At 72.2% G+C, this 13,624-nt stretch carries 9 protein-coding genes and 2 pseudogenes; 8 read left to right on the forward strand and 3 right to left on the reverse strand.

Features of this window, described 5'->3' with window-relative positions; genetic code table 11:
* Positions 1–78 precede the first annotated feature (78 nt).
* A pseudogene (locus AC08OQ_RS04375) lies at positions 79–1,524 on the forward strand (glycosyltransferase 87 family protein); the annotation flags it as partial.
* On the opposite strand, the gene AC08OQ_RS04380 reads toward AC08OQ_RS04375, so the two are convergent.
* Together AC08OQ_RS04380 and AC08OQ_RS04385 are read right to left on the reverse strand one after the other, a co-directional pair.
* Positions 1,485–3,242 carry a glycosyltransferase family 39 protein gene (locus AC08OQ_RS04380; RefSeq protein ID WP_476604576.1) on the reverse strand — a complete coding sequence of 586 codons (1,758 nt, stop codon included), beginning with the start codon at positions 3,240–3,242 and terminating at the stop codon, positions 1,485–1,487. The pseudogene AC08OQ_RS04375 and the gene AC08OQ_RS04380 sit on opposite strands and share 40 nt — an antisense overlap.
* 96 nt (positions 3,243–3,338) lie before the next feature.
* Positions 3,339–5,625 (reverse strand): annotated as a pseudogene (locus AC08OQ_RS04385) (ATP-dependent DNA helicase).
* 210 nt (positions 5,626–5,835) lie between these two features.
* Between AC08OQ_RS04385 and AC08OQ_RS04390 the strand changes: the two are divergent.
* The 5 genes from AC08OQ_RS04390 (at position 5,836) to AC08OQ_RS04410 (ending at position 10,729) form a co-directional block, all read left to right on the forward strand.
* Entirely contained in the window at positions 5,836–6,684 is an 849-nt protein-coding gene (locus tag AC08OQ_RS04390; RefSeq protein ID WP_476601847.1) for a histidine phosphatase family protein, read from the forward strand.
* A 6-nt stretch (positions 6,685–6,690) separates the two neighbouring features.
* Positions 6,691–7,233, forward strand: coding sequence for a DUF3090 domain-containing protein (locus AC08OQ_RS04395; protein ID WP_476591980.1), 543 nt, complete (start codon positions 6,691–6,693; stop codon positions 7,231–7,233).
* A gap of 184 nt (positions 7,234–7,417) precedes the next feature.
* A complete protein-coding gene (locus AC08OQ_RS04400) occupies positions 7,418–8,197 on the forward strand; it encodes an SCO1664 family protein (RefSeq protein ID WP_462188470.1) in 780 nt (259 codons plus the stop codon).
* Between the two features lie 112 nt (positions 8,198–8,309).
* Complete coding sequence (gene mshC / locus AC08OQ_RS04405; protein ID WP_476604575.1) at positions 8,310–9,704, forward strand: cysteine--1-D-myo-inosityl 2-amino-2-deoxy-alpha-D-glucopyranoside ligase; 1,395 nt, start codon at positions 8,310–8,312, stop codon at positions 9,702–9,704.
* Between the two features lie 2 nt (positions 9,705–9,706).
* Positions 9,707–10,729 (forward strand): DivIVA domain-containing protein, encoded by a 1,023-nt coding sequence (locus AC08OQ_RS04410; RefSeq protein ID WP_476602200.1) that lies wholly within the window; start codon positions 9,707–9,709, stop codon positions 10,727–10,729.
* 75 nt (positions 10,730–10,804) lie between these two features.
* On the opposite strand, the gene AC08OQ_RS04415 is transcribed toward AC08OQ_RS04410, so the two are convergent.
* Positions 10,805–11,647, reverse strand: a complete 843-nt coding sequence (locus tag AC08OQ_RS04415) for a PAC2 family protein (protein WP_476602199.1) — start codon at positions 11,645–11,647, stop codon at positions 10,805–10,807.
* A 666-nt stretch (positions 11,648–12,313) separates the two neighbouring features.
* Here AC08OQ_RS04415 and AC08OQ_RS04420 point away from each other — a divergent pair.
* Together AC08OQ_RS04420 and AC08OQ_RS04425 are read left to right on the forward strand one after the other, a co-directional pair.
* The gene (locus AC08OQ_RS04420) at positions 12,314–12,517 is read left to right on the forward strand and encodes a hypothetical protein (protein ID WP_476594997.1); all 204 of its coding nucleotides are present in this window, start codon (positions 12,314–12,316) and stop codon (positions 12,515–12,517) included.
* Between the two features lie 111 nt (positions 12,518–12,628).
* Positions 12,629–13,471, forward strand: a complete 843-nt coding sequence (locus AC08OQ_RS04425) for an HAD family hydrolase (RefSeq protein WP_476602198.1) — start codon at positions 12,629–12,631, stop codon at positions 13,469–13,471.
* The last annotated feature ends 153 nt before the right edge of the window (positions 13,472–13,624 follow it).

Raw genomic sequence — 13,624 nt, forward strand, 5'->3', positions numbered from 1 at the left:
ATGGCATTGTCGATACCCGGTCAACGGGCACCGCAGACCTCGCCTCCCCCGGACGGGCCGGTTCCTCCGGGGCGGGTGATGCCGGCGATCCTGGTCGGCTGGTGCGCGGTGGCCGGTGGCATCGCGGCCAAGGATGGTCGGTACGGCGCCTGGGCGCTGTCGAGCGTCCTGGTAGGTTTCGCGGCAGTGATCTTGGCGGTGGTGGTCGTGGCCGGCACCGCCGGCCCCGCCGCCGACGCCGGTACCGCCAGCACCGCCGTGGCCGTGCGCCCGCGTGGGTGGTTTGGGGCGTGGCTGCTCGTGGCGGTCATGATCGGCGTCGTGCCGCTCGTGCGCCGTCCCCGCTACTACGCCGTCGGCCGGTTCGCCACGGTGGCGGACGTGCTCGCGATCCTCGCGGGCCTGCTCGCCGCCGGGTCGATCCTGGTCATGCTGCACCGCGCCGGCCGGGGGCGCCGGATCGGCCGGGAGCCCCACCAGGGCCGGGGCCGGCTCGATGTGCTCGCCTCTCCGTGGGTGTTCTGGCTGGTCCTGGCCCTGGCCTGCGCGGCGGGCGTCGCCACGATCCGCGCCGCGCCGACGCCCCGCATCGACGTCTTCCACCTGCTCCAGGTCTCCACGGCCGGCCTGCCGCACGGGGCCGACATGTACCGGCAGCAGTGGGCGCCGAGCCGGGCCGAGTACCCGGTCGACGGCTTGTTCGACGTCTACCCCTATCTACCGGTCACGTCCGTGCTCCTGGCTCCCTTCCGGCTTCTGCTCGGTGACGTCCGTTACGGCCTGCTGCTGGCCCTGGCGGTGGCGGCGGTCCTGATCCGCGCGGTCGCGGGTGCGGGAAGGGCACCCGGGGGAAGGGCACCTGCGGCGCCGGCGGTGGCCGCGCTGCCGTTGCTGGTCGTCGTGTTCCCCGAGTCGATGTACGCCCTGCAGCAGTCCTGGACCGAGCCGTTGCTCGTGGCGTGCCTGGCGGCGACGGTGTGGGCGTCGACGAGCGGGCGGGGACGGGTGGCGGTCGTCGCGTTCGCGCTCGCCCTGGCGACCAAACAGCACGTCGTGCTGCTGATCCCCATGGCGGCGGGCTACCCCGCGTTCGGGCCCCGCCGGACGGCCGCGGCCGCGGTCGTGGCGGCGCTCCTCGTCGCCCCCTGGGTGGTGGCCGGTCCCCGGGACTTCCTCGACGACGCGGTCTGGACGAACCTCCACTACGAGGTGCTCGCCCACTCGCTGTCCCTGCCGGGCCTGGCGTCGCATTTCGGGGTCACGCTCGGATTCGGCTTGACCGCGGTCGCCCTCCTCGGTGCCTACACGGCGGCCTGGCGGGCCCGCGGGGACGCCACCGGGTTCTGCCTGGGGGCCGCGTTGGTCCTGCTCACCCTGAACCTGATGAACAAGCAGACCTTCTTCAACCACTACACGTTGCCGATGGGTCTGCTCGTGCTGGCCGTCGCGGCCCTCGCCGTCGACGACCCCGCCCGCGCGGGCGGTCAGCGCAGCGTGGAGAACCGTTCCAGCGACGCGCCCTCGTACAGGTTGCGCCGCTCGACCTGCACGGTGCGGTCGCGCAGCGTGGCGAGCTGGTCGGACAGCACGGCGCAGGCGCCCTCCAGGAACCGGTAACCGTCCGCGCGGACGAGCAGCACGGCGTGGCCGGGACCGGCCAGTTCGTTGACCTCGGCCGCGAAGCTGGTGCCGTTCGCCCGTTTCATCCGGTCGGCGTAGTCGACCCAGTCGACGAGCGCCGGGCCGGAACTGTCCGCGTACACGATCTCCCGTACCGTGACCTCGCCGTGCCGTTCGATTGCCCGGTGCACGGCCGGGCCGAGCTGGTCCGGGCAGTAGGCGACCACGTCTCCCGGCCGGGCCAGCGCGACGATCCGGTCCGCGATCTCCCCGGCCTGGGTGCGTTCGGTCCGGGCGAGCTGCCACCCGCCGAGCAGGCCGCTGAGCGAGGCGACGACCAGTACCCCGGCCCGCACATGCCGGCCCGGCAACTGGGCGATGCCGAGGGAGGCGAGCAGCAGGCAGGCCGGCAGGGCGATGCCGGTGTATCGCTCGGCGTAGGCGCTGCCGCCGAACATGTTCACGAAGTAGGCCAGGACGAGGGGGACCAGCCAGATCGCGGCCAGGTAACGGCCCGGCACCCGGCCGGAGAGCTTGACCGCGAGCTCCCGCCCGTCCGGACGCGCGGTCAGGCCGATGAGCGCGCCCCCGAGCAGCACGATGCCGAGCAGCGCACCCGTGGAGGTCGGGCCGGCCCAGTCGAAGACCGTGTCCAGTAGCACCTGGGCCTGCACCTTGGGCGCCCAGGGCGTTCCGGTGTGCAGCATCTGGAACAGGAACGACGGCATCCACGGCGCGAACAGCGCGGCGGAGGCCGCCATCGCGGCGAAGGCCCGCAGGGTCACCTGCCGGTACTGGGGCCGCCGCCGGGCCTGCAGCAGCATGAACGCCGCCACGGTGAAGATCAGCAAGAACGTCCAGTAGTGGGTGTAGACGAGGGCGGTGGTCGCCAGCGTCAGCATCGTCAGCCGGGCCGGCTCGGAGCGTTCCAGCGCCCGCACGGTCGCGAGCCCGAACACCAGCACCAACAGGACGACCAGCGAGTACATCCGCGTCTCGCTGCCGTAGCGGATCGCGTAGGGAGAGCAGGCGAACATCAGCAGAGTCGCCAGGATCACCCAGGCGTCGGCGTCACGGCCACCGTTTCCGGCCTGGGAGGCCGTCCGGCCCACCCGCCGCCCAGCCAGCCACGCCACCGGCAGCGTCGCCAGCGACAGCACCCCGGACAACGCCCGCACGGCGACGTCCCCGTCGCCGAACACCGCGATCCAGGCGTGCAGCAGCAGATAGTACAGCGGCGGTGAGCCGTCGTGCCGCAGTGCGTCGAGCAGCTGTGGGACGGGGCGCGAGGCGATGGCGACCGTCAACGACTCGTCGAGCCACAGATGGCTGGGGGTGGCGAACCGCATCAGCGCGCCGGCGGCGACGGCGAGTATGACGGCGACTACCAGCAGCTGCGGGCTGGCCGCCGCGATCCGCGCCACGGCGGTGGTCGTGCACGCGGTCCCGGGCGTGATGACCGTCCCGGTCGTGACACCGGCTGTGGCACTGTTCGCGGCTGCGGCCACGACCGCGGTCACGCCCACCGGCGCCTGGGGGCGGCGGGGACCCGAGAGCACCGCCGGCCCGGATCCGGCGTCCTGGCCGGCGGTTGGACTCCCGGATGCGTCTACGTTCACCATGCCCCCTCGTCTGCCACGATCTTGCCTTCCGTCAGAGAACCGCCTTCCGCCGGGTGGCCGCAGTCGCCTGCTGGCGGGGATGTACGCCCCGACGTTTCAGACTGTCATCCGTTCGTCGCCGTCCCGTACGCGGGCTGCCTCCCCAGCCGTCGTGCCGCCCGCCCGCCGCGCGCCGGACCCGCCGTCGGGCCTGTCGTCCGGCCCCCCGTCGGGATCGTCGTCGGGATCGTCGAAGCCGCCGGCGGTCTGCCCGGCGAGCAGAGCCGGGAGCAGCGTCATACGGCGCCGTCCGCCCGAGCTCCGCACGGCGTTGCGGATGGCCGGGCCGTTCACGGCCACAATCGACAGGTGGGCCTGCGCCCGGGTCAGCGCCGTGTAGATCAGCGGACGGGTGAGCATCCGGCCGGCCTCCGGCGGGAACACGGCGACGACGGCGGGCCACATCGCTGCCCTGCGCGCGGTGCACTGTCACCGCCCAGCCGTGCCGCAGATCACCGAGCACACCAGCGGGCACCTCGACGACGCCGCCGGGGAACGCGACCCGCAGCGCACCGCGTTCGCCCAGCGCGACGACGGTGCCGATCTCGCCGTTGGCGAATCCGACGTCGATATGGTTCGCCGTGGCCACCACACGGTCCCCGATGTCGAACCCGGAGACGGCGCCGCCGCCCGGGTTCAGCGTGCCCTTCAACGCGGTGTTGAGCGCCGTGGTGCCCGCCGGACCGGCGTGCACCGGGGTCACGACCTGGATGTCTGCGACGGGAATGCCGAGCGCGCGGGGGATGGAGTTGGTGACGAGCTGGACGGTGCGATGCGCCGCCTCGCCGGAGCTGCCGGACGGCACCACCACGACCTCCCGGCCAGGCCCCGGTGGTGGCGGTGGCAGCTCCCCGCCGCGCACCGCGGCGGCCATCGTCGCGATGGCGCCGCCGTCGGCCTGCCGGTACAACCGCCGCAGCTCGGTCACCGGGACCTCACCGGACTCGAGCAGGTCGGCGAGGATCTGCCCCGGTCCGATGCTCGGTAGCTGGGCCGGGTCCCCGACGAACATTCAGGTGCGTACCGTCCGCGCAGGCGTCGAGCAGCGCGGCGGCGAGCTCCGCGTCGAGCATCGACGCCTCGTCGACGACGACGAGGTCGGCGTCGATCGGGTTGTGCTCGCCGCGCGCGAACCCGCTGCCGCGCCCTTGAGCCTGCAACAGCCGGTGCAGGGTGCTCGCCGGCGCCCCGCACAGCTCCTCGAGGCGTTTGGCAGCCCGTCCGGTCGGCGCGGCCAGTGCGACGACCGCCTTGGCCGCCCAGGCCAGTCGTACGACGGCCGCGACCGTGCGGCTCTTGCCCGTTCCCGGCCCACCGGTGAGCACGCTGACGCCGGACTCCAGCGCGGCGCGCGCCGCCGCGAGCTGGATCTCGTCCAGCCCGGTCACTACCTCGTCGTTGCTCCCGTTCCCCCCTCGTCCTTGTCGTCGTTCTTGTCGTTCTTGTCGTCGTCGAAGTCCTTGTCGTCGTCGAACGCCAGCGCCGTCGGAGGCGGGGCGGTGGCGGCCCGTGCGGACACGGCCCGCCCGGCCGGATCGTCGTCGCCGTCGTACCCGGACCCGTCGTACCCCGACCCGTCATCGGGTCGGCGGCGGGCTCTGGGGGCGCCTGCGCGCAGCGGCTCGGCGGTCGCCATCAGCCGTTCGATGCCGTCCGCGACGGACTGCTCGGCCATCGCATGCCGCTCCAGCGCGATCCGGTCGCCGACGGCGATGATCCGCCCGTCGTCGAGCGCCGCGGTCAGCGCCGCGGTCGGATCGGCCACCCCCTCGCGCGCGGCGGCACGCAGCACCGCCTGCACGGGGCCCGCGGTGTCCCCCGCCCGGGAGGCGGCCCGGCCGAGCAGATGGGTGAGTACCGCCGGGCCCCGGCGCGGATCGTCGCGCTGCAGACCGCGGCGGCGGGCGAACCGGTCGGCCTGGGCGATCTCGGTGTCGGCGGCGGTCAGCAGCATCCACGGATCGGCCCGCAGGAGGTCGGCGGGCGCGGGTCCCAGCAGGTCGGTCACCCCGCGCGCGAGCCGGGCCGGAAGATCCGCGGCGACGAGCAGTTCGACGGCCGCGTACGTGCCCGCCACGGCGCGGAAGCTGTCGGCGAGCCGCCGGGCCCGCGGTCCGGTGACCCCCTCGACGGTGCCCAACCGGCCGACGTCGACGTGGTCGGGCCGGGTGATCCCGGCCGCGGGCAGCCGGCCGGCCGTCGTGCGGCCCAGCCCCGGCCACAGCCCCGCCCCGCAGAACGCGGCGAAGACCTCCTCGGGGTCCGCTGGCTGCGGGTCCGCTCGTGCCTGCGGGCCGACCGCGTCAGGCTCCGAGGCGGAAGCGGTCGTGTACTCGTCCGGCATGCCGGGAAGCGTAACGACGAACCGTTCCGCCGCTGTTGTAGCCCGCTGGGTAGCGTGGTATCCGGGACGGCTGTCTGGCGGCATGGCTGTATGAAGGCGATGTCGCGCGTTCCGACCGATGCGCGTCCGGGTTCACCCGCGCATCCGGGGCCACCCGCGCGTCCGGCCCGGCGGAGACAGTGAGCGTCAGCAACAGAAGGGACGGACCGGTTGACCACAGTCCTGCTGGTCCGCCACGGCCTGACCGCCGTGACCGGCAAGATCCTGCTTGGTTGGACGCCCGGCGTGGGGTTGGACGACCGTGGCCGCCGCCAGGCGTCGGACCTGGCGCGACGCCTCGCCGACATCCCGCTGGCGGCGATCGTCAGCAGCCCGCTCGACCGCTGCCGCCAGACGGCCGCGATGATCGCCGGACGCCGTCCGGTCAGCGAGGCCAGCCTGGACGGCACGCAGCAGGTCGAGATCGACGAGCGGCTCGGTGAGTGCCGGTACGGTGACTGGACCGGGCAGGAACTGGTGACCCTGGCGAAGGATCCGCTCTGGGCCGTGGTGCAGAGCCATCCCAGCGCGGTCGTCTTCCCCGGTCCCGAGGGTGAGGCACTACGGGACACGCAGGCCCGTGGGGTGAGCGCCGTGCGGGAGTGGAACGAGCGGCTGGGCCGAGACGCCACCTGGCTGCTGTGCTCGCACGGCGATGTGATCCGCACGGTGGTCGCCGACGCCTTGGGCATGCATCTGGACATGTACCACCGGATCACCGTCGATCCCTGTTCCCTGACCGTGATCCGCTACAACGAGCGCCGCCCCTTCGTCCGGCGCATCAACGACACCGGCGGGGACGTCGTCGAGCTCCTCCCGCCACCCCGGGCCGAGGGCTCCGCTGGGGCCGTCGGCGCCGCGGCGTCGTCTCCCGGGTCCCGGAAGTCCTTGGAGTCGCCGGGGTCGCCGGGGTCTTCGAAGTCCCCGGGGTCGCTGGGGTCCAGTGGGCTCGACGTGGACGAGGTGATCGGTGGCGGTGCCGGCGGTTTCCGTCCCAGCGCCGGTGGTGGAACGGGCTGATCGGGCATGCCGCGCCGGATACACGTCTTCGACCCGCCGCAGCGGTTCGTCGTGGGCACCGTAGGCCTTCCCGGTGCCCGATCGTTCTATCTGCAGGCCCGCGACGGGGCGCGGGTCGTCACCGTCGCGGTGGAGAAGGCTCAGGTCGCCTTGCTCGCCGAACAGCTGACCGAGCTGCTCGACGAGTTGGGCCGCCGTGGCGCGACGCCGCCGCCCGAGCCCGCCCCGGCCGACCCCGACCTGTCACCGCTCGATCTGCCGATCGACGAGGAGTTCCAGGCCGCGACGATCGCGCTCGGCTGGGATCCGCGTGGCGGACGGGTCGTCATCGAGGCGCAGGCGACGGGCGTGACCGACCCGGTCGTCGGATTCTCCGATGATCCCGACGGGCCGGACGCCGTCCGGGTCCTGCTGGAGTCCGAGCAGGCGCGCTCGTTCGTGCGGCGCGCGGCGCGGGTCCTGGCCGCGGGCCGGTCCTCCTGCCCGTTGTGCGGGCAGCCGTTGGACGACGGTCACGTCTGCCCGCGCCAGAACGGTCACCTGCGCTGATGCGGCCGGCGAGGGGCGCCGGGCCCGGCCGCCGCGGGTGCGCGGTCCGTGGTAGCGGTGCGGTCCATGGCGGGGGTACGGTCCGTGGTAGCGGTGCGGTCCGGTCGGCCTGGCGGTGTGGGAGAGATGTCGCTCACCGTCCGGTCCGGTGACATCACCCTGCCGGACCGGACAGACTGAGATGATGGGCGTTTCCGCGGCGAGTTCCACCCCGGGGTGGCGACCGCCACTGCATCCGATCGACGGGGGCGGCCTCGACGCCCCCGCCGCCCTCGACCTCCTTCGCCGCGGTGACCTCGAGATCACCGCCCGGCTGGTCGACGCGAGCAACACGACGCTCTGCTGCGACATCTGCGCTGACGGGGTGACCGGCCGCTGCGTCTACAAGCCGGTCCGCGGCGAACGCGCCCTGTGGGACTTCCCGGACGGCACCCTCGCCGCCCGCGAGCTGGCCGCCTACGAGGTCTCCGAGCAGCTCGGGCTTGGCATCGTCCCGCCTACCATTCTGCGTGACGGCCCGTTCGGCGAGGGCATGGTGCAGCTGTGGATCGATACCGACGTCACCGTGGACCTGGTGGCGCTGACCCGGTCCGACGACTCCCAGCTGCGCCGGATCGCCCTGTTCGACGCCGTCATCAACAACGCCGACCGCAAGGGTGGGCACCTGCTGCCGGCGCCCTCCGGCCGAATTCACGGCATCGATCACGGTGTGACCTTCCACACCGACGGCAAGCTGCGCACCCTGCTGTGGACCTGGCGGGGCAGGCGGCTCGATGCCGAGGAGACCGCCTTGCTCGACGACCTGCGTGAGGCGCTCGCGGGCCCCTTCCGGGACCGGCTCGAGGAGTTGCTCACGGTCACCGAGGTCGACGCCCTCACCATGCGGGTCGACGGGCTTCTGGCCAAGGGCCGGTTCCCGTTGCCCTCGGGGGACTGGCCGGCGATTCCCTGGCCGCCGTTCTGAGCGGGTTCTGGTTCTGAACGGGTTCTGGTTCTGGGCGGGTCAACCAGTGCGGGTACAGGTGCGGGAGAACATGAGATGTCACCGTAGGTGATCCGGGGTGGATCGGCTTGGGATGCCGTCGGTTACGTTGCGGTTACTTTCCCCGTGCCCGCCGGAGAGTCGGTTCGCGGTTACTCTGACACGCATGCAGGCGTGGCAATCTCCTCCGATACGTTTTCTTCCCGGTCACGGGAAGCCACTGAGGATCTTCGATACGGCCACGTCGAGCGTACGCGAGTTGGCGCCGGCCGCCACAGCAAGGCTGTACGTCTGTGGCATCACGCCCTATGATGCGACGCATCTGGGGCATGCCTTCACCTACCTCACCTACGACCTCGCGCAGCGTGTGCTGCGAGACGCCGGGCATCACGTCCACTATGTACAGAACGTAACGGATGTCGATGACCCGTTGCTTGAGCGAGCCACCCGTGACGGGCTGGACTGGCGGGCCCTCGCCGACCGGGAGATCGATCTGTTCCGCGAGGACATGACCGCACTGCGGATGCTGGCGCCGGACGCCTACGTCGGGGTGGTCGAGGTCATCCCGATGATTGTCGACATGGTGGCGGAGCTCGTCGACCGGGGTGCGGCCTACCAGGTCGACGACGACCTGTACTTCTCGATCGCCACCGCACCCGCCTTCGGGGAGATCTCGCGTCTCAGCCGGGCCGAGATGCTGGCGATCTGCGCCGAGCGCGGGGGTGACCCGCGCCGCACCGGCAAGAAGGACCCCCTCGATCCGCTGCTGTGGCGCGCACACCGCCCCGGCGAGCCGTCCTGGCCCTCGCCGTTCGGCCCCGGCCGGCCCGGCTGGCACATCGAGTGCGCCGCCATCGCCCGCCACTATCTCGGCGGGGTCATCGACATCCAGGGTGGCGGGACCGACCTGAGCTTTCCGCACCACGAGTGCAGCGCGGCGCATGCCGAGGTCGCCGCCGGCATTCAGCCGTTCGCCCGCAGCTACGTGCACACCGCGATGGTGAGCCTCGACGGCCACAAGATGTCGAAGTCGCGGGGCAACCTGGAGTTCGTCTCCCGGCTGCGCCGGGCCGGGGTGGATCCGGCGGCCCTGCGTCTGGCCCTGCTCGATCATCGGCACACCGAGGACTGGGAGTGGACGCCGGGCCTGCTCGACGACGCTGTGGACCGGATGAACCGGTGGCGGGCCGCCGTCGCCCTGCCCACCGGGCCCGACGCCATGGGACTGCTCGCCGCCGTGCGTGAGCGGCTCGCCGACGACCTTGACGCCCCGGGTGCCGTCGCCGCGGTGGACGCCTGGGCCGGCGCCGCGCTCGCTGATGCGGGCGGCTCCGCCGGTGCGGGCCCGGATCCCACCAATCCGGGGGGCCCGGTTCGCGGTTCTGGCGGTGACGTGCCCGCCTGGGGGGAGGCGCCCGCACTCGTGCGGCGTCTCGTTGACACACTGCTGGGTGTAGACCTTGAACCCGTCAGACCCAGAGGGAGCTGAGGATGGGAGCTCACCATCGCCGGGTGGATCCCGGGGCAGCGACCGAACGGCCCGCCTTCGACGAGGTCGCGTATGGCTACGACCCTCATCAGGTCGACGACTACCTGGCCACGCTGTGGCGTTACGCCAGCCAGGTGACCTCGCGCGCGGCCGCGGCCGAAAGCGCCCTGAAGAACGAGCGGGTCCGCAGCGCGAACATGGGCGTCGAGGGCCTGGCCGCGCAGGCCGGCGGTCGGATTGGCCAGATGCTGACCATCGCCCAGCAGGAGGCCGAGGAGATCGTCACCGGCGCCCGTCAGATCGCGGAGGCGGCGCTGGAAGAGGTGATCGAGGACGCCGGGGCGAACCACCCGATCGTGCGGGAGGCTCGGGAACAGGCCGAGAAGCTCCTCCTCGACGCCGTGGAGGAGAGCCGCCGGCTCGCCCGGGAGCGGCACGCTGAGCTGCAGGCGGAGATTGCCCGGTGCACGGCCTCGCTCGAGGCGTTGCGTCACCAGCAGGGTGAGATCATCGGTGCGATGCTGCGCCTGCGCGGGGTCCTGGCCTCCGACGAGGTGGACCGGGCGGTCACCGACCTGGCCCGGGCGGGTACGGCCGCGCCGACGACGCCGGGCACGCCTGGAACGCCGGGCACCTCGGGGTCGGCGGCGACGCCGGGGTCGGCGGGGACCTCAGTGGTCGACGGGCCGACGATGCCGCCTGCCTCACTCGTCGGCGTTCCGCCGGACCTGTCGTATGGCCGCCAGCCCGGGGGGTCGTCGCCGTTCGGTCCGGGGAGAGCCGGTCCCGCCGGTTTCCCCGCGGGCGGTGCGGGACCGTCGGATCTTTCCGGTCTTTCCGGGACCGCGTGGGCGACCGGTCGCGTCGCCAGCACGGGGCGGCGTTCCCCGGGCCGGCATCGTCAGGCCGACGTCGCGGACGCGGAACCCCACACCCCGCGCGAACCGGCCACGAACTCGGCGAACGTGCCGTTCCGCCGTGGCGCCGATGAGGACATCATCGACGCCGAGATCGTTGAGGAGTAGCGAGATCGTCGAGGAGAGGAGTAGCCCGGAGGAGAGGGGCAGCTTCTTTTACCGAGCTGGCTCTCCTCCTGGCCTTTACTGGCTGCGACGGCGCAGGTACCGTTCGAACTCCCGGGCGATTGCGTCCCCACTGGCCTCGGGTAGCGCCGTCTCGGGCTCGCGTGACTCCAGGGAACGGACGTACTCGGCGACCTCGGTGTCCCCGGCGGCGAGCTCGTCCACCTGCCGTTCCCATGCCTTCGCCCGCTCAGGAAGGTCACCCAGCGGGATCTCGATGTCCAGCATGTCCTCCACTCGGCGCAGCAGCGCGAGGGTCGCCTTGGGACAGGGCGGGTTAGCCACGTAGTGCGGCACCGCCGCCCAGAACGACACCGAGGCGAGCTCGGCCCGTGCGCATGCCTCCCCGAAGACGCCGACGATGCCGGTCGGCCCCTCATAACGGGACGGTTCCAGTCCGAGCCGGGCAGCCGTCGTCGCGTCCCCGGCGGTTCCGCTGATCGGGACCGGCCGGGTGTGCGGCGAGTCAGCGAGCAGCGCCCCGAGGGAGATCACCATGTCGCTGCCGAGGGCGTGGACGGCCTCGATCAGCTCGTCGGTGAACCCACGCCAGCGCATGTTCGGTTCCAGTCCGCGGATCAGCACCAGGTCCGTCTCGGACTTCGGTGGCCGCGCCACCGACAGGCGGGTGGTCGGCCACGAGATCTTCCGGGAAGCCCCGTCGGTCCCGCTCACCGTCGGTCGGTTCACCTGGAAGTCGTAGTAGTCGTCGGGGTCGATAGCACCGATGACACGGGCCTTGAAAGCGGTCTCCAGATGCTCGACGGCGGCGGACGAGGCATCGGCCGCGTCGTTCCACCCTTCGAAGGCGGCTACTACGACCGGCGACCGTAGTTGACCGACGCCGGAGAACTCGATCACCTACTACCTCCTGCCGCCCCGCGGCGGCCCACTGCCCCCGTGACAGTGCAACGGTACGTCCTCACGGAGACGACTCCTGCCCAGAGCCGACATGCGTGACCTCAGCCTCCCTTATGGCCCGTGAGCCGGTGACCCGCGGGCGACCAGCGGTCGTCCGCGGGTCACCTACGCTGGTCCAGTCTGCCGATGTTCTCGTGGGAACGCCTTTCCTCGGTCTCTCGATGGCGCTAGACCCGGGCGGATCGGACATCCATTCCGGATCGATGCGGTGGCTGCACCGTATCGGCTCTGGACGGATACCCGCCGTCGCGGGAATGCGAACGGCCCGGCCTAGGGCCGCCGCCGCACCGGTGCGCCCCAGCCCGTGTTCGTGCGGACCACCGCGCCGAGCACACCCGCGCGGTCCGACATCACGCCCTCCGTTCCCGCGGCTGTGCCACCCCGGCTGTGCCACCCGCGGTCGCGCCATGGGCAACCCGCCGGGACGCGTCCGGCATTCCCACCCCGCAATCATCACCGTGCCGTGGTCCCTGTGTTGTGATCACCCTGCCGTGGTCACCGTCGTGCCCGTGGCCGGCATCCTCGGAGGCGTCCGGACGGAGGGTAAACCGTACCGGCGGCAGGCGAAACCCGTCCCGGTACCCTTGGTCAGTGCACGATGATCTGGTGTCCGTCCTGGCCGAGCGTGTGCTGGTGGCCGATGGCGCCATGGGCACCCTGTTGCAGGCGGCCAGCCTCTGCCTCGACTCGGTGAATTCCGAGGACGGCGACGGCCCGTCGCGCGCCGAGGAGTTCCAGCTCGTGCCGGAGCAGTCCACCTCGGCGATCATCCTGCACCACCCGGAGGCGAAGTACTTCGCGGCCACGTAGGCACCGTGCGGTCACCCGGGCACCGTGCGGCCGACCCGGCACTAGGCCGGTCAACCGGGCACTGCGGCCGGACGACCCTGAGCTACCGAGCTACCTGAGCTAGGAGTGGACGTGGGGAGCCTTGCGGCGGTTTTCTTCGACATGGACGGCCTGCTCGTTGACACCGAGCCAATCTGGACCATCGCCGAGCACGAGGCGGCGGCGCGGCTGGGCGGCGAGTTCACCCCGGCGATGAAACGAGCCATGATCGGCCACGGCATCGATACCGCGGTGCCGCTCATGGTGTCGATGCTCGGCCGGCCGGCGTCCGACGTGGTGCCGACGGCGGAGTTCCTGCTGCGCCGCTCCGCCGAGCTGTTCCGCGAGCCCGGTGCGATCGTCCCGCAGCCCGGGGCGGTGGAACTGCTCGTCGCGCTGCGGGCGGCGGGTGTCCCGACCGCGCTGGTCTCCTCGTCCTTCCGCGACCTGATGGAGCCGGTGCTGCACGTCGTCGGTGACGAGTTCTTCGCCGTGACGGTCGCCGGTGATGAGGTCACTCGCCGCAAGCCGGACCCGGAGCCCTACCTGACCGCCGCCCGGGTGCTCGGCGTCGACCCGGTCCGCTGTGTCGTCTTGGAGGACAGTCCGTCGGGAGCGCGCGCCGGGGTGGCGGCCGGGTGCGCGACCATCATGATCCCGTCCATGCCGGATCTGCTCGACCTGACCGCGTCGGCCGCCTCAACCGTTTCGGGGTCTTCGACCGTTTCGGGGTCTTCGACCGTTTCGGGTGTCGCGGGGACCCCGGGTGTCGCGGCTCGCGGCGAGCCGGTGCCCGCCGGGCTCGCGGCGCTCCTGGCGAGCCTGCACGACGTCACCCCGGACCTCATGGAGTCCCTCGCCACCCCCTGCCCTGGCCGCCCTGGATACGAGTTTGGGGGAGCAAGGCACGGTTTCGGGGGTGAAGACCGTGCGTAGGTCCCCCGAACGGCGTCGGAGGGGGTGTGGGAGTGGGCTGGCTGTCCACATGTGGATCAACGTGTTGGCGTCGGCGGGGGCGGCCGGGCAAGTCTGGGATCATGACTTCCAGACCCACCATCGCCGTTGTGACCGAGATGCGCCGTCTAGATC

It is taken from the genome of Frankia sp. CcCS3, assembly GCF_977927575.1.

Bases quoted from the DNA above. Each gene is read 5' to 3' on its own strand.
- mshC (WP_476604575.1), top strand. From the start codon at position 8,310: ATGCCGTCGGTTACGTTGCGGTTACTTTCCCCGTGCCCGCCGGAGAGT.
- AC08OQ_RS04395 (WP_476591980.1), top strand. From the start codon at position 6,691: ATGCCGCGCCGGATACACGTCTTCGACCCGCCGCAGCGGTTCGTCGTG.
- AC08OQ_RS04400 (WP_462188470.1), top strand. From the start codon at position 7,418: ATGGGCGTTTCCGCGGCGAGTTCCACCCCGGGGTGGCGACCGCCACTG.
- AC08OQ_RS04380 (WP_476604576.1), bottom strand. From the start codon at position 3,242: ATGGTGAACGTAGACGCATCCGGGAGTCCAACCGCCGGCCAGGACGCC.
- AC08OQ_RS04410 (WP_476602200.1), top strand. From the start codon at position 9,707: ATGGGAGCTCACCATCGCCGGGTGGATCCCGGGGCAGCGACCGAACGG.